Consider the following 14,718-nt stretch of genomic DNA (forward strand, 5'->3'; position numbering starts at 1 on the left):
GCTTGCGGCCGACTGGGAGCCAGGGCCCGGCACGCGCGGGGACGCGCACGGCGACGGACGCGGCGGGCCGACGGCGGTGGTCGGGCCGGGCCCTGACGGCACCCTGCACCGCCTGCAGGCCCTGGTCGTGGCGCCGAGCGCCGCGCCCTCCGACGTGCTGACGCGGGCGATGGCCCGCCCCGCCGGGCTCCAGCACGCCTCGGTGGTCTGCACCGACTCACGAGGCAGGGTGCTGGGCACCATGAGCATCGCGAGCCTGGTCGACGACCTCGTCGGGAGCCGCCGCGGTGGCCTCGAGGTGGCGCGATGACGGCTCTGCGGAGCCCCGGCCACCCCTCGCGGCCCCCCCCGCGCCACGATCTCGGACCCCGCACCCCGCGGGTCCGTCCACCCCCTGGAGGAACCATGAAGACCTTCCGCTGCGGCGACGTCGTGCCCGGCTGCACCGCCGCCTTCCACGGCTCCGACGACGAGATCCTCGGCGCCGTCGGCCGGCACGCGACCGCGGACCACGGCATCACCACGATCACCCCCGAGCTCGTCTCGGCCGTGCGTGAGCACATGGTGCCCGCCGCCTGAGAGCCCCGACCTGGGCCTTCCGGTCCTCCCGTCGTAGGATTAGCACTCCGGGTCGGTGAGTGCCATGCCCTGGGCGTGCCCAGAGCTCGCGCACGAGCGCCGCCCGACCCGCCGGTCACCTGACCCAGGGGGCGGGCAGGGCCACCACGACGGCAGGACGGGAGGTGCCATGAGCGACGACCGCAGGCTCGACGTGCTGCGCGCCATCGTCGAGGACTACGTGCAGACCCAGGAGCCGGTCGGCTCACGGGTCCTCGTCGAACGGCACGCCCTGGGCGTCTCTCCCGCCACGATCCGCAACGACATGGCGGCCCTCGAGGAGGCCGGGTTCATCGCTCAGCCGCACACCTCGGCGGGACGGGTGCCCACCGACAAGGGCTACCGGATGTTCGTGGACCGGCTGTCCACGATCAAGCCCTTGTCCTCGCCCGAGCGCCGTGCGATCCAGCAGTTCCTCGCGGACGCGGTCGACCTGGACGACGTGGTCGACCGCTCGGTGCGTCTGCTCTCGCAGCTCACCCAGCAGGTCGCCGTCGTGCAGTACCCCTCGTTGCGGCGCTCGGCGCTGCGGCACCTGGAGCTCGTCCCGGTCGGTGACACCCGGCTGCTCGTCGTCATCATCACCGACACCGGTCGGGTCGAGCAGCGGACCCTCGAGCTCGACGCACCGGTCGCCGAGCACGTGGTGCCCGAGCTGCGCGCCAGGCTCAACGCGGCGGTGGCCGGACGCCGCCTCGTCGACCTCCCCGAGCCCCTCGAGCAGATGGCCCTCGCCTTCGCGGCCGAGGACCGACCCCTGGTCCACCGCGTGGTCAGGGTCGTGGAGGACACCCTCGCCGAGGCGACCGAGGAGCGCGTCGTCATGGCAGGGGCCTCGCACCTGGCCCGCAGCGGGACCGACTTCAGCCTCACCATCCGGCCCGTGCTGGAGGCGCTCGAGGAGCAGGTGGTCCTCCTGCGTCTGCTGACCGAGATGGCCGAGGACACGGCCGGGGTCACGGTGCGCATCGGTCACGAGAACCAGCACGCCGGGCTGGCCGAGACCTCCTTCGTGGCGACGGGCTACGGGGGAGACGGCGAGGCCCTGGCCCGCATCGGCTCCCTCGGCCCCACACGCATGGACTACGCGGGGACCATCGCCTCGGTCCGCGCGGTGGCCCGGTACCTGTCCAGGATCCTCGCGGGCTGACCCGCACACCCGCAGCCCGAACCCCAGCAGAGAGCGACACGTGAGCAGCAACTACTACGAGGTCCTCGGCGTGAGCCCCGACGCGACCCCCGAGCAGATCAAGAAGGCCTACCGGCGGCTCGCCCGCGAGCTCCACCCCGACGTCGCCACCGGCGAGGGGGCCGAGGACCGCTTCAAGGACGTGTCCCGGGCCTACGAGGTGCTGTCGAACCCCGAGAAGCGTCAGATGTACGACCGTGGGGTCGACCCCTCGGCCCCGGGGGGCGGTGGGGACCCGGGCTTCGGCGCCGGGTTCGGCTTCCAGGACATCTTCGAGACGTTCTTCGGCGGGGGCCAGGGCGGCGGCGGGCAGCGCGGGCCCGTGCCGCGCGCCCGCCGCGGTCAGGACGCCCTCGTCCGTCTCGAGATCGAGCTGCGCGAGGCCGCCTTCGGTGCGCACCGCGAGGTCCCGGTGGACACGGCCGTGCTCTGCTCGACCTGCCAGGGCAGCTGCTGCCGGCCGGGCACCTCCCCGCGCACCTGCGACGTGTGCGGTGGCCGGGGCGTGGTGCAGCGCGTGGCGCGCTCCTTCCTCGGCCAGGTGATGACCTCGAGCCCGTGCGCCGCGTGCCACGGCTTCGGCACGGTCATCCCCGAGCCCTGCACCGAGTGCTCGGGGGAGGGCAGGGTGCGCAGCCGTCGCACCCTGAGCGTGGACGTCCCGGCAGGGGTCGACACGGGCACCCGGATCAAGCTCACCGGGCAGGGCGAGGTCGGCCCCGCGGGTGGACCGGCCGGCGACGTCTACCTGGAGATCCGCGAGAAGCGGCACGAGACCTTCGTCCGCCGCGGCGACGACCTGCACTGCACCCTCGAGATCCCGATGACGGCCGCGGCCCTCGGCACGATCGTCCAGCTCGAGACCCTCGACGGCTCGCGGGACATCGACGTGCGTCCGGGGACCCAGCCCGACCAGGTCATCGTCGAGCGCGGGCTCGGCGTCGGTCACCTCCACGTCGGCGGCCGCGGTGATCTGCACGTGCACGTCGACGTCCAGGTGCCGACCGGGCTGGACGTCGAGCAGGAGCGCCTGCTGCGCGAGCTCGCCGCGCTGCGTGACGAGGAGCGGCCCGCCTCGCGGCTCTCGCCGGCCCACCCGGGGGTGTTCTCCAAGCTGCGCGACCGGTTCGCGGGCCGGTGAGCGCACCGGTCTTCCTCGACGAGCCGGGGAACCTGGACGAGTACGTCGCGGGATCGACCTACCTGCTGTGCGGGACCGAGGGGCGTCACGCGGGGGTCGTGCAGCGCCGCGGGCCCGGTGAGCGGATCGACGTGGTCGACGGCGCCGGGGTCCGGTTGCGCTGCCAGATCCTCGCCGTGGCCGCGGGAGGGCTCGAGCTCGACGTCGTCGAACGGGTCGACGAGCCGGCCCCTGAGGTGCGCCTCGTCCTGGTTCAGGCCCTCGCGAAGGGGCAGCGGGACGAGATGGCCGTCGAGTCGGCGACCGAGATCGGTGTCGACGTCGTGGTGCCGTGGCAGGCCGACCGCTCGATCGTCGTCTGGCGGGGGGACCGCGTGGCGAAGAACCGCGCGCGCTGGGCCGCGTGCCTGCGGGCCGCGGCCAAGCAGTCCCGTCGGGCGCGGGTCCCCGACCTCGTCCCCGCGCAGGACGGTCCCGGTCTCGTCCGGCTCGTGAGGGAGGTCCTCACCGAGGGGGGCGCGGCCCTCGTCCTGGACCAGGCGGGCTCGGTGCCCGTGGCAGACGTCGGACTGCCCTCGGCCGGGGGAGCGCGGGTGCTCGTCGTCGTCGGTCCCGAGGGCGGGGTCAGCGAACGCGAGGTCGCGTCCCTGACCGAGGCCGGCGCCCAGGTCGTCCGTCTGGGCCCGCACGTGCTGCGCAGCTCGACGGCGGGTCCGGTGGCGGTCGCGGTGCTCGCCCAGCGACTGGGCCGGTGGACCTGAGCGCGGTCACTCCACCGTGAAGGTGACCTCGACCAGGTCGATGTACGGCCCGGTGTCGCCCTCGCCGTCGGAGACGTTCGGCTCCCACACCTGCACGGTGTAGGTGCCCGGGTCGAGGGTCAGGTCGATCTCCCAGGGGCCGATCTCGCCGTTGGCCCCGGCCATGGTGTAGCCGATCTCGCCGACGACCTCCTCGGTACCGGCGCGGAGCACGTGGTAGTTGAGGTTCGCCTCGAAGGCGGTCCCCTCACCGCGCACGGTCACGTCTGGACCGGGCAGGACGGCGCCGGGGGACGGCTCGAGGATCGAGTTGTCGCCGTTGGTGAGGGTGCTCGTCCCGTCCTCGGCGCTCTGGTCCGGCGCGGACCCGGTCGGTTCGGGCGTCGGCTCGGCGGTCGACGTCGGCTCCTCGGTCGCAGGCGGGGAGGGGGGCGCAGAGGGGTCGACCTCCTCCGCCCCCGTCTGGCAGGCGGTCAGCAGCAGCACCACGGTTCCACCGGTCACCAGGGCACGCAGCGCGCGGGGCTGGGCAGGAGCCACGTCGGCCTCCGTTCTCCCGGCCGCGGCCGGAGGTCGTAGGTCGCCATCGTCGCAGGCCGGCGTCGGGCCGGGGCACTACCCTGTCGGCATGTCGTCGAACGAGAGCGCACCGCTCACCGCGCCGGACTGCCTCTTCTGCCGGATCGTGGCGGGGGCGGTACCGGCGACGGTGGTCGCTGAGAACCCGGCAGCGGTCGCCTTCCGGGACATCGACCCGCAGGCTCCCCTGCACGTGCTGGTGGTACCACGAGACCACCACGCCGACGTCGCCCAGCTCGCCGCGGCCGACCCGGCGCTGCTGGCCGAGGTGGTCTCCTTGGCCGAGCTGGTCGCCTCGGACGAGTCCGGGGGGCAGTTCAGGCTCGTGTTCAACACCGGCCCGAGTGCCGGCCAGTCGGTCTTCCACGTCCATGCGCACGTGCTCGGCGGCGTCGAGCTCGGACGGATCAACGCGTGAGCGAGGGATCAGCAGCGCGACGCCCGGCCGCCCGCACCCGCGTCGAGCACCTCATCGTGGTGCCCTCCCACCTGCCTGCCGTCGCCCTCCTCGGCCCGGGGGACGAGGTGCTGCGCGCCGTCGAGCGGGGCTTCCCGTCCGTGCGGGTGCACGCCCGCGGGGACGAGATCACCCTCGACGGCCCTCCTGCCGAGGTCGCCCTCGTGGCCCGGCTGCTCGACGAGCTCCTCGAGGTCGCCACGAGCGGTGCCCAGCTCACGGCCGACGTCGTGGAGCGTTCGGTCGCGATGCTCACCGCGGCGACGGCGAGCAGCCCGGCCGAGGTCCTCACCCAGAACATCCTGTCGAGCCGTGGGCGGACGATCCGCCCCAAGACCGTCGGGCAGAAGGCGTACGTCGACGCGATCGACCGGCACACGGTGACCTTCGGCATCGGGCCGGCCGGCACGGGCAAGACGTACCTCGCGATGGCCAAGGCCGTGCAGGCGCTCCAGGCCAAGCAGGTGAACCGGATCGTGCTCACCCGGCCGGCGGTCGAGGCCGGTGAACGGCTCGGCTTCCTGCCGGGGAGCCTGAGCGACAAGATCGACCCGTACCTGAGGCCCCTGTACGACGCCCTGCACGACATGGTCGACCCGGACTCGATCCCTCGTCTCATGGAGGCCGGGACGGTCGAGGTGGCCCCCCTGGCGTACATGCGTGGCCGTACCCTCAACGACGCCTTCATCATCCTCGACGAGGCGCAGAACACCTCGACCGAGCAGATGAAGATGTTCCTCACCCGCCTCGGCTTCGGCTCGACCATGGTGGTCACCGGAGACGTCACGCAGGTCGACCTCCCGGGCGGGACGACCTCGGGTCTGCGGGTCGTCGAGGACATCCTCGGCACGGTCGAGGACGTCGAGTTCTGCCGCCTCACCTCGGCCGACGTCGTCCGCCACCGCCTGGTCGGCGACATCATCGACGCCTACGCGACCTGGGACGAGCAGCGCGCGTCAGGACCAGGGAGAGCGCGATGAGCATCGAGGTCAACAACGAGTCAGGCTTCGCGGTCGACGAGGCCGAGTTCGCGGCGCTGGGACGGCACGTCCTGGACGCGATGCACGTGCACCCGCAGACCGAGCTCTCGGTCCTGCTGGTCGGCACCGAGGTGATGACCGAGCTGCACGTGCAGTGGATGGACGAGCCCGGCCCCACCGACGTGCTCTCCTTCCCGATGGACGAGCTGCGCCCCGGCACCGACGGCGACCCGACCCCCGCCGGTCTGCTGGGCGACGTCGTGCTGTGCCCCGAGGTCGCGGCCGCCCAGGCCCGCGCCGCGGGGCACTCGACCGCCGAGGAGCTCCTCCTCCTGACCACCCACGGCATCCTGCACCTGCTCGGCTACGACCACGCCGAGCCCGAGGAGGAGAAGGAGATGTTCGCGCTGCAGCGCCAGCTCCTGCTCACCTTCCTCGCCGGGCGATGACCGCGGGCCGCCCCGCACCCGCCCCCACGCGCACACCCCCACCAGACCCCCGAGGAGCCCTCCGATGACGGGCACGCCCCCACCCTTCCGCTCCGGCTTCGTCTGCGTCGTGGGCCGCCCCAACGCCGGCAAGTCCACCCTGACGAACGCGATCGTCGGGCAGAAGGTCGCGATCACCTCGGGCCGGCCGCAGACGACACGGCACGTCGTGCGCGGCATCGTGCACCGCCCCGACGCGCAGGTGGTGCTCGTCGACACCCCCGGCCTGCACCGTCCGCGCACGTTGCTCGGCGAGCGGCTCAACGACCTGGTGCGTGACACCCTGAGCGAGGTCGACGCGGTCGTGTTCTGCCTGCCCTCCGACCAGCGCGTCGGGCCGGGGGACCGTTACATCGCCCAGCAGCTGACCTCCCTGGCCGAGAGCAGGGCGGCGACCCCGGTCGTGGCGGTCGCCACCAAGTCCGACCTGGTCCCCAAGGGTCGCCTGGCCGAGCACCTCATGGCGATCGCAGAGCTCGGCGAGTGGGCGGACATCGTGCCGGTCAGCGCGGTCGGCGGCTACCAGGTCGACACCCTGGTCGACGTCCTCGTGGGGCACCTCCCCCCGGGGCCGGCGCTGTACCCGGACGGCGAGCTGACCGACGAGCCCGAGGCTGTCATGGTGGCCGAGCTGGTCCGCGAGGCCGCCCTCGAGGGGGTGCGCGACGAGCTTCCCCACTCCTTGGCGGTGGTCGTCGACGAGATCACCCCGCGGGAGGGTCGGGACGGGTCCGACGGCTCGCCGCCCTTCCTGGACGTCCGCGTGCACCTCTTCGTGGAGCGGGACAGCCAGAAGGCGATCATCATCGGCAAGGCCGGCTCGCGGCTGCGCGAGGTCGGCAGCCAGGCGCGGAAGGGGATCGAGGCCCTTCTCGGCGCCAAGGTCTACCTCGACCTGCACGTCAAGATCGCGAAGGACTGGCAGCGCGACCCCAAGCAGCTCCGAAAGCTGGGGTTCTGAGGCACGGCTGGTCCGACGGGCGACGGACGTGCTCGGGTGACTGACTAGACTCCCGGGGTGCGCTACCGGATCGCTCTGTCCAGCGCGGTCGCCGTCGTGGTGCTCGGACTCCTCGGCGCGGTGTCGGGCCCTGGCTGGGACCCGGTGCCCATGACCGAGACGATCGACGTCGAGAGCCCTGACACCTCGATCGGCGGAGCCCAGGACGCACAGCCCGTCGGCACCTACGAGGTCGCGACCTCGATCGTCTCGGTCGAGCTCGCCGGGGTCGAGGTCGAGGCGAGGATCAGCGAGCCGCTCGGGGCGCCGGGCCTGCGGCCGGGGGTGGTGTTCGTGCACGGCGCCGGCACCGGGCGCTACGAGCAGGCCTTCCTCGCCCAGGCCGAGGCCCTGGCCTCCTCGGGTGTCGTCGCGATGGTGCCCAACAAGCGTCTGGACACGTACTCCACCCGCGACCGCGACTACACCGCGATGGCCAACGACTACCTGCGCAGCGTCACCATCCTGCGCGACCTGCCCGGGGTGGACCCGGCCCGGGTCGGCGTCTACGGCGAGAGCGAGGGCGGGTGGATCGTGCCCGTGATGGCCGCCGACAACCCCGCGGTGTCCTTCGTGGTGCTGGTCGCCGCCCCCGTGGTGCCCCCGCGGCAGCAGGCCGCCTTCGCGGTCGACTCCTACCTGCGTGAGACCGGCGTGCCCGTCGAGCTGCTGCGGTCCATCCCCCGCTTCGTCGGGATGGACTTCCCCGGGGGTGGGTTCGAGTACGGACGGTTCGACGTCACGCCCTTCCAGCAGCGGATGCGCCAACCTGTGCTGATGGTCTACGGCACGGGCGACGCGGCCATGCCGACCGTCCAGGGGGCGCTCGAGCTGGTCGAGGACCTCGAGGTCGCCGACAACGACGGCTGGACGGTGCGCTACTACGAGGGTGCCGACCACGGCATCCGGGTCGACGGCGACCTGCTCCCGGACTTCGCACGGGACCTCAGCGCCTGGGTCCAGGCCCTGCCCGCCTCGGCGGACGCCGCGCCCAAGGTCGCGGGGGCCGAGCCCTACCAGCGGTTCCTGGCCGAGCCGGTCGAGAGGCCCCGATGGTTCGCCGAGGGCGACCTCATCGTCGCCGTCCTCGTCACGGCGCTCCTCACCCTCCTGACCGGTCCGGTGGTGTGGCTGGTCCGGCGGCTGCGGGGCCGTCGTGGTCGGACCCTCGCCGACGGCGTGCTCGGCCCGCTGGTGGCCATGGGAGCGGGGACGGTGGTCACCTTCCTCGCGCTGGTCGCGTACCTCCTGGTCGTCGCCAACATGGCCCAGAACTACCGGTCGAGCACCTTCGTCGTGCAGGGCGGCTGGCTCGGGCTGCGGATGCTGGGGATCGCCACGGTCGTGGCGGGCGTGGTCTTGATCTACCGGATCCTCGACGGGCGACGCCGCGGCTCGGAGTCCGCTGCGCAGACCGTCGCGGGGGAGTGGACCCTGGCCAGCACCGTCGTCGGCTCGGTCCTGCTGCTGCTCTCGCTGGCCTACTGGGGTGTCTTCCCGAGCCTGTGGTGAGACGGCGGAGGCCAGATCCCGGCACGAGGCGTTAGAGTGTCTGGCGTGCGCGTGACCGTGCAGCCTGGGCTGCTCCTTCGTCGCCGCGACGAGGTCTGACGGACCGGTCCCTCGTCGCGGTGGTCGGTGTGCCGGTCAGCCCCCCGACTCCCGCCACGAAGGACGTCTCATGAGCTCCGTAGCACCCCAGCACCAGCAGGACCCCACGCAGCCGTCGTCGGCTCTGCCCTACGCCGAGCGCAACGCGCAGCGCCCGTCGCCCATGCCGGTGCACAAGTACCGGCCCTTCCACGAGCAGATCCGTGTGGACCTCCCCGATCGCACCTGGCCCTCACGTCGTATGGAGCAGGCCCCGCGCTGGTGCGCGGTGGACCTCCGCGACGGCAACCAGGCCCTGATCGAGCCGATGAGCCCCGACCGCAAGCTCCAGATGTTCGAGCTGCTGGTCTCGATGGGATACAAGGAGATCGAGGTCGGCTTCCCGTCGGCCTCGCAGACCGACTTCGACTTCGTCCGGATGCTGATCGAGACCGGCCGCATCCCCGACGACGTCGTCATCCAGGTGCTGACCCAGTCCCGCGAGCACCTGATCGAGCGCACCTACGAGGCGATCGCCGGGGCCAAGCAGGCGATCGTGCACCTGTACAACTCGACCTCGGTGCTGCAGCGCGAGGTCGTCTTCCGCTCCGACGAGGACGGCATCGTCGACATCGCCCTCGAGGGTGCCCGGCTGTGCCGCAAGTTCGAGGAGAACATCCCCGAGACCGAGGTGTACTACGAGTACTCGCCCGAGTCGTACACCGGGACCGAGCTCGAGTTCGCCGCCCGGATCTGCAACGCGGTGCTGGACGTCCTCGAGCCGACCCCCGAGCGCAAGGTCATCATCAACCTGCCCGCCACGGTCGAGATGGCCACGCCCAACGTCTACGCCGACTCGATCGAGTGGATGAGCCGGCACCTGGACCACCGCGAGAACGTCGTGCTGTCCCTGCACCCCCACAACGACCGGGGCACGGGGGTCGCCGCCGCCGAGCTGGGCTACCTGGCAGGGGCCGACCGCATCGAGGGCTGCCTGTTCGGCAACGGCGAGCGGACCGGCAACGTGTGCCTGGTGACCCTGGGCATGAACCTCGCGAGCCAGGGCATCGATCCGCAGATCGACTTCTCGGACATCGACCGGATCCGGCGGACGGTCGAGCACTGCAACCAGCTGCCGGTCGGTGAGCGCCACCCCTACGGCGGCGATCTGGTGTTCACAGCCTTCTCGGGCTCGCACCAGGACGCCATCAAGAAGGGCCTCGACGCGATGGCGGCCCGGGCTGGCGCGGCCGGGGTGCCGGTCGACGAGCTGACCTGGGCCGTGCCGTACCTGCCGATCGACCCGAAGGACGTCGGCCGCAGCTACGAGGCCGTGATCCGCGTCAACTCCCAGTCCGGCAAGGGCGGGATGGCGTACCTGCTGCGCACCGAGCGCAACCTGGACCTGCCGCGTCGCCTGCAGATCGAGTTCTCCCATGCGGTCCAGCGGCACACCGACGCGCACGGTCAGGAGGTCACCGCCGAGCACCTCTGGCGGCTGTTCTCCGACGAGTACCTGCCGGTCGAGCCTGACACCGGCCTCGAGCCCTGGGGTCGCTTCGACCTGCGCGGCAGCCGCACCATCAGCAGTGAGGACGGACCGGACCGTCTCTCGATCGACATGATCGACCACGGCTCCCCGCGCACCCTCGAGGGCGAGGGCAACGGCCCGATCGACGCCTTCGTGCACGCGCTGGCGAGCGTGGGCCAGCGGGTCGAGGTCCTCGACTACGCCGAGCACGCGCTCTCGACGGGGGGCGACGCGGTGGCGGCCGCCTACGTCGAGTGCGCGGTGGGGGACAAGGTCCTGTGGGGGGCCGGCATCGACCCGTCCATCACGACGGCCTCGTTCAAGGCGATCATCTCCGCCGTCAACCGCGCGCTGCGCTGATCACCTCCCACCACAGGGGCCCTCGGGGAGGGATGATGCTCGGGTGAGCCTGTACCGAGACGAGGCCGTCGTGCTCCGCGCCCAGAAGCTGGGGGAGGCCGACCGCATCGTGACCCTGCTGACCCGTCACCACGGGAAGGTGCGTGCGGTCGGCAAGGGGGTGCGGCGCACGTCGTCGCGCTTCGGCTCCCGGCTCGAGCCCTTCATGCTGATCGACGTGCAGCTGTACACCGGTCGCAGCCTCGACGTCGTGACGCAGGTCGAGACCTTGGGGTCCTTCGCGCAGGTGATCGGTCGGGACTACGGGCTCTACACCGCCGGGGCGGCCATGCTCGAGACCGCCGACAGGTTGGTCGAGGCCGAGCACGAGCCCTCGGTGCAGCAGTTCGTGCTGCTCGCCTCGGCCCTGCGCTCCCTGGCGGGGCGTGAGCACGCCGCCGGGCTCGTGCTGGACGCCTACCTGCTCCGTGCCCTCGCGGTGGCGGGCTGGGCGCCGTCCTTCATCGACTGCGCGAGGTGCGGGGCCGAAGGCCCCCACCGCTCCTTCGCGGTGGGATCGGGTGGGGCCGTGTGCTCGGCCTGCCGTCCGCCGGGTGCGGCCTCGCCCGCCCCCGAGACCCTCGTGCTCCTGGCAGCCCTGCTGAGCGGGACCTGGGAGGTCGCCGACACGAGCGACGAGAGGCACCGTCGGGAGGGCAACGGCCTGGTGGCTGCCTTCCTGCAGTTCCATCTCGAGCGCGGTCTGCGCTCCCTGCGGATGGTGGAGAGGGTCTGATGGCCGAGCGACGACGAGGTAGGGCGGCACGGCGCGGCACGACCGAGCCCCACGTGGTCGTCGCCCCGCCCCCGCACCCCTCGGGGGAGACGCCGCCTGCCGTCCCGCGCGAGCTCGTCCCTCGGCACGTGGCGATCGTGATGGACGGCAACGGCCGGTGGGCCAACGCCCGGGGGCTGCCCCGGACCGAGGGCCATGCCGCGGGGGAGGCCGCGCTGCTGGACGTCGTCGCGGGGGCGATCGAGATCGGCGTCAGGCACGTGTCGGCGTACGCCTTCTCGACCGAGAACTGGTCGAGGTCCCCCGAGGAGGTCCGCTTCCTCATGGGGTTCAACCGCGACGTGCTGCGACGCCAGCGGGACACCATGCACGCGTGGGGGGTCCGGGTGCGCTGGGCCGGTCGTCGTCCTCGTCTGTGGCGCTCGGTCATCACCGAGCTCGAGACCGCCGAGGAGCTCACGCGGGACAACGACGTGTGCACCCTGACCATGTGCGTCAACTACGGGGGCCGGGCGGAGATCGCCGACGCCGCGCGGGAGATCGCCCGCGAGGTCGCGGCCGGGCGCCTCTCGGCCGAGCGGGTCGACGAACGTGCCATCGCGCGCCACCTGGACGAGCCCGACCTGCCGGACGTCGACCTCTTCCTGCGCACCTCGGGCGAGCAGCGCATCTCCAACTTCATGATCTGGCAGGCCGCGTACGCCGAGCTGGTCTTCCTCGAGGAGTACTGGCCAGACGTCGACCGCCGCCACCTCTGGCGCGCGGTGGAGACCTACGCACGTCGGGACCGCCGCTACGGCGGCGCGGTCGACCGCGCCAGCAGCTGAGGTTCAGCACCTCGCGCGAGTCGGGTGCGTGCCGTCAGGGGGCTCCAGGTGGCGCCGAGCTGGTCGCATGCAGCGCACCGACCTCGTCCCGCTGCGTCCGAGACCGACGGCGTCGCCGCACGAGGCCCGCGCCCACCAGGAAGACGAGGAGCACCCCGACGGCCAGCGCCCAGGGGGAGCGGGCGAGGAGGGCAGCCCCCGCCTCGAAGGCAGCGAGACCGCCGACGGTGTAGATGAGAGCCCAGGCGAGGCAGCCGGGGACCATCGCGACCGTGTAGCGCACCCACCGGATCCGCAGGAACCCGGCGGCGGCGTTGACGGTGGTCTGGAAGCCCACGGTGAGGAAGGAGAGCGGGATCACCGGCAGGCCCCACCGGTCGATCGCGGCCACGGCCCGCGTCATGCGCGGCCCGGACATCGCGGCGGACCACCGTGACCGGAGTGCTCCGGCCGCGACGGCCCGGCCCAGCCAGTAGGTGCCTTGGGCGCGGCAGAACACCACGACCAGGAGGAACCCGTAGACCAGGGCGAACGGACCCTCCCGGATCCAGACGGGCACTCAGGCCTCCTCGGCGGCGCAGCGCGCGCAGGTCCCCGTGAGCTCGATGGTGTGCTCGATCTCGGTGAAGCCGTGGGCGGTGCCGACCTGGGCGGCCCAGGTCTCGACCGTCGGGCCGTCGATCTCGACCGTCGCACCGCAGCGACGGCACACGAGGTGGTGGTGGTGCTCGCGACGCTCGCACCGCCGGTACAGCGCCTCGCCGTCCCCGGTGCGCAGCACGTCGACCTCGCCGCCGTCGGCGAGGGACTGCAGCGTCCGGTACACGGTGGCGAGCCCGATGCCGTTGCCCTGGCCGCGCAGCAGCTCGTGGAGCTGCTGCGCGCTGCGGAAGTCCTCGACATCGGCGAGCAGCTCCGTCACGGCGGACCGCTGACGGGTCATGCGCTGCATCATCGTCCTCCTGTGCTGATCACCGGTCCGACGTGGTGCACCTCACCGCGGGGTGAGATGGACGTCGTCGGCGACCTGCGGGTGCGGGTCGTGGGGGCTGCGGCGGCGCGTCACCCCGATCAGGCTCCTGCCGACCGCGACCACGGCGTACACCGCGATCGCGAGGACCACGATCATGGCCCCCGGGGAGACATCCTGCCAGTAGGTGATCGACAGCCCGCTCACGCAGACCACGACGCCGAGCCCCATGGCTGTAGCCATCGTACGGCGGAACGAGGAGGTCACGAGCTGCGCGACCGCGACAGGCACGATCATCAGCGCGCTCACCAGGAGCAGCCCCACCACCCTCATCGCCACGGTGACCGTCAGGGCGGCGATCACGGCGATGGTGATGTTCAGGGCGCGGACCGGCAGGCCGGCGGCGCGGGCGAACTCCTCGTCGTGGCAGATGGCGAACAGCGCGGTCCGCAATCCGACGCCGACGAGCAGCACGAGGACCGAGAGGACCACGGTCAGCCACACGTCCCCGGTGGTGACGGTCGAGATGGACCCGAAGAGGTAGGCCATGAGGTTGGCGCTGGTCCCGCCGGCCTGCGAGATGATCAGCACCCCGCCGGCGATGCCGCCGTAGAAGAGCAGGGCCAGGGCGACGTCGCCGCTGGTCCGGCCGCGCTCGCGCACCAGCTCGATCGCGACGGCTCCGACGATGGCGGCCACGACCGCCCCGGGGACGGCCAGGGCGTCGCTCTCGGTGAGTCCCATGACGTTCCCCACGAGCCACCCGATGGCCACACCCGTGAGGGCGACGTGCCCGATGCCGTCGCCGAGGAGGGACAGCCTGCGCTGGACGAGGTAGGTCCCGATCACGGGGGCTGCCAGGCCGACCAGGAGCGCCGCGACCAGGGCACGCTGCATGAGGGGGTCGGCCAGCATCCCGGTCAGCTCGGCGATCATCACGGCCTCCAACGGACCGAGGGGGCGAGCCCTTGGGGCTCGTCGGTCTGGTCGCGGTCCCCGGCATGGGGGTGGATGTGCTCGTGCTCCGCGCCGGCGTGCTCGCCCCGAGCCGGGGGTGGGGCGCCGTCGTGCACCACGGCACCGTGCCGCAGCACCACCGCTCGCTGCACGAGAGGGGCGAGGGCCCCGAGCTCGTGCAGCACCACGAGGATGGTCGTGCCGCGACCGGCGAGATCGCGCAGTGCCCCGGCGAAGGCCTCCTGGCTGGGCAGGTCGACACCCGCGACGGGTTCGTCCAGGACGAGCAGGTCAGGCTGGCGCACGAGGGCCCGGGCGATGAGCACCCGCTGCTGCTGCCCGCCGGACAGGTCGCGCACGGCGTCGTCGGCCCGGTCGGCCAGGCCGACGCCCTCGAGAGCGGCCTGGGCGCGGGAGCGGGGGTCGCGCGGGGGAAGCAGCCGGCGGCCGTGGGTGGTGCCCGACATCACGACCTCGGCCGCGGTGGCGGGCACG

The 14,718-nt window shown here is 72.6% G+C and carries 18 protein-coding genes; 13 read left to right on the plus strand and 5 right to left on the minus strand.

Translation table 11 applies throughout. The features are described from left to right. The 5 genes from L0B03_RS05790 to L0B03_RS05810 form a co-directional block, all read left to right on the plus strand. A partial coding sequence (locus L0B03_RS05790) for a hypothetical protein (RefSeq protein WP_250444711.1) occupies nt 1-310 on the plus strand: 310 nt, incomplete at its 5' end. Between the two features lie 95 nt (nt 311-405). Next, nucleotides 406-579 carry a DUF1059 domain-containing protein gene (locus tag L0B03_RS05795; protein WP_250444713.1) on the plus strand — a complete coding sequence of 58 codons (174 nt, stop codon included), beginning with the start codon at nt 406-408 and terminating at the stop codon, nt 577-579. A 169-nt stretch (nt 580-748) separates the two neighbouring features. Further along, complete coding sequence (gene hrcA / locus L0B03_RS05800) at nt 749-1,768, plus strand: heat-inducible transcriptional repressor HrcA (protein ID WP_250444715.1); 1,020 nt, start codon at nt 749-751, stop codon at nt 1,766-1,768. A gap of 40 nt (nt 1,769-1,808) precedes the next feature. Then, nucleotides 1,809-2,948 carry a molecular chaperone DnaJ gene (gene dnaJ, locus L0B03_RS05805; RefSeq protein ID WP_250444717.1) on the plus strand — a complete coding sequence of 380 codons (1,140 nt, stop codon included), beginning with the start codon at nt 1,809-1,811 and terminating at the stop codon, nt 2,946-2,948. Next, complete coding sequence (locus L0B03_RS05810; RefSeq protein WP_250444720.1) at nt 2,945-3,709, plus strand: 16S rRNA (uracil(1498)-N(3))-methyltransferase; 765 nt, start codon at nt 2,945-2,947, stop codon at nt 3,707-3,709. The genes dnaJ and L0B03_RS05810 overlap by 4 nt, the downstream gene beginning before the upstream one ends. A 6-nt stretch (nt 3,710-3,715) precedes the next feature. On the opposite strand, the gene L0B03_RS05815 is transcribed toward L0B03_RS05810, so the two are convergent. Next, complete coding sequence (locus L0B03_RS05815; protein WP_250444722.1) at nt 3,716-4,249, minus strand: Gmad2 immunoglobulin-like domain-containing protein; 534 nt, start codon at nt 4,247-4,249, stop codon at nt 3,716-3,718. A gap of 88 nt (nt 4,250-4,337) precedes the next feature. Here L0B03_RS05815 and L0B03_RS05820 point away from each other — a divergent pair, with 88 nt between their 5' ends. The 8 genes from L0B03_RS05820 (at nt 4,338) to L0B03_RS05855 (ending at nt 12,296) form a co-directional block, all read left to right on the plus strand. Beyond that, nucleotides 4,338-4,706: an HIT domain-containing protein gene (locus L0B03_RS05820; protein ID WP_250444724.1), complete on the plus strand. Its 369-nt coding sequence runs from the start codon at nt 4,338-4,340 to the stop codon at nt 4,704-4,706. Next, a complete protein-coding gene (locus L0B03_RS05825) occupies nt 4,703-5,725 on the plus strand; it encodes a PhoH family protein (RefSeq protein WP_250444726.1) in 1,023 nt (340 codons plus the stop codon). Before L0B03_RS05820 ends, L0B03_RS05825 begins: the two co-directional genes overlap by 4 nt. Further along, complete coding sequence (ybeY, locus tag L0B03_RS05830) at nt 5,722-6,174, plus strand: rRNA maturation RNase YbeY (protein ID WP_250444728.1); 453 nt, start codon at nt 5,722-5,724, stop codon at nt 6,172-6,174. The genes L0B03_RS05825 and ybeY overlap by 4 nt, the downstream gene beginning before the upstream one ends. Nucleotides 6,175-6,238: 64 nt before the next feature. After that, nucleotides 6,239-7,174, plus strand: coding sequence for a GTPase Era (gene era / locus L0B03_RS05835; RefSeq protein WP_250444730.1), 936 nt, complete (start codon nt 6,239-6,241; stop codon nt 7,172-7,174). Nucleotides 7,175-7,231: 57 nt separating this feature from the next. Then, complete coding sequence (locus L0B03_RS05840) at nt 7,232-8,725, plus strand: S9 family peptidase (protein ID WP_250444731.1); 1,494 nt, start codon at nt 7,232-7,234, stop codon at nt 8,723-8,725. 262 nt (nt 8,726-8,987) lie between these two features. Beyond that, complete coding sequence (gene leuA, locus L0B03_RS05845) at nt 8,988-10,694, plus strand: 2-isopropylmalate synthase (RefSeq protein ID WP_250444744.1); 1,707 nt, start codon at nt 8,988-8,990, stop codon at nt 10,692-10,694. Nucleotides 10,695-10,737: 43 nt separating this feature from the next. After that, nucleotides 10,738-11,469, plus strand: coding sequence for a DNA repair protein RecO (recO, locus tag L0B03_RS05850; RefSeq protein WP_250444733.1), 732 nt, complete (start codon nt 10,738-10,740; stop codon nt 11,467-11,469). Continuing rightward, nucleotides 11,469-12,296, plus strand: a complete 828-nt coding sequence (locus tag L0B03_RS05855; protein ID WP_250444736.1) for an isoprenyl transferase — start codon at nt 11,469-11,471, stop codon at nt 12,294-12,296. The genes recO and L0B03_RS05855 overlap by 1 nt, the downstream gene beginning before the upstream one ends. Before the next feature lie 34 nt (nt 12,297-12,330). Here L0B03_RS05855 and L0B03_RS05860 read toward each other — a convergent pair whose 3' ends face one another. The 4 genes from L0B03_RS05860 to L0B03_RS05875 all read right to left on the minus strand — a co-directional run. Beyond that, nucleotides 12,331-12,855 (minus strand): hypothetical protein, encoded by a 525-nt coding sequence (locus L0B03_RS05860; protein ID WP_250444738.1) that lies wholly within the window; start codon nt 12,853-12,855, stop codon nt 12,331-12,333. Next, nucleotides 12,856-13,248, minus strand: coding sequence for a Fur family transcriptional regulator (locus tag L0B03_RS05865; RefSeq protein ID WP_250444746.1), 393 nt, complete (start codon nt 13,246-13,248; stop codon nt 12,856-12,858). 42 nt (nt 13,249-13,290) lie between these two features. Further along, on the minus strand, nt 13,291-14,202 hold the full coding sequence (locus L0B03_RS05870; protein ID WP_250444740.1) for a metal ABC transporter permease: 912 nt from the start codon (nt 14,200-14,202) through the stop codon (nt 13,291-13,293). Continuing rightward, the coding region (locus tag L0B03_RS05875) for a metal ABC transporter ATP-binding protein (RefSeq protein ID WP_250444743.1) at nt 14,202-14,718 on the minus strand (517 nt) is incomplete at its 5' end. The genes L0B03_RS05875 and L0B03_RS05870, both read right to left, overlap by 1 nt.

The sequence above is a fragment of the Actinotalea sp. C106 genome, assembly GCF_023630195.1.
Classification (GTDB): domain Bacteria; phylum Actinomycetota; class Actinomycetes; order Actinomycetales; family Cellulomonadaceae; genus Actinotalea.

Bases quoted from the DNA above. Each gene is read 5' to 3' on its own strand.
- L0B03_RS05795 (WP_250444713.1), top strand. From the start codon at position 406: ATGAAGACCTTCCGCTGCGGCGACGTCGTGCCCGGCTGCACCGCCGCC.
- hrcA (WP_250444715.1), top strand. From the start codon at position 749: ATGAGCGACGACCGCAGGCTCGACGTGCTGCGCGCCATCGTCGAGGAC.
- L0B03_RS05820 (WP_250444724.1), top strand. From the start codon at position 4,338: ATGTCGTCGAACGAGAGCGCACCGCTCACCGCGCCGGACTGCCTCTTC.
- ybeY (WP_250444728.1), top strand. From the start codon at position 5,722: ATGAGCATCGAGGTCAACAACGAGTCAGGCTTCGCGGTCGACGAGGCC.
- era (WP_250444730.1), top strand. From the start codon at position 6,239: ATGACGGGCACGCCCCCACCCTTCCGCTCCGGCTTCGTCTGCGTCGTG.
- leuA (WP_250444744.1), top strand. From the start codon at position 8,988: ATGCCGGTGCACAAGTACCGGCCCTTCCACGAGCAGATCCGTGTGGAC.
- L0B03_RS05855 (WP_250444736.1), top strand. From the start codon at position 11,469: ATGGCCGAGCGACGACGAGGTAGGGCGGCACGGCGCGGCACGACCGAG.
- L0B03_RS05865 (WP_250444746.1), bottom strand. From the start codon at position 13,248: ATGCAGCGCATGACCCGTCAGCGGTCCGCCGTGACGGAGCTGCTCGCC.
- L0B03_RS05870 (WP_250444740.1), bottom strand. From the start codon at position 14,202: ATGATCGCCGAGCTGACCGGGATGCTGGCCGACCCCCTCATGCAGCGT.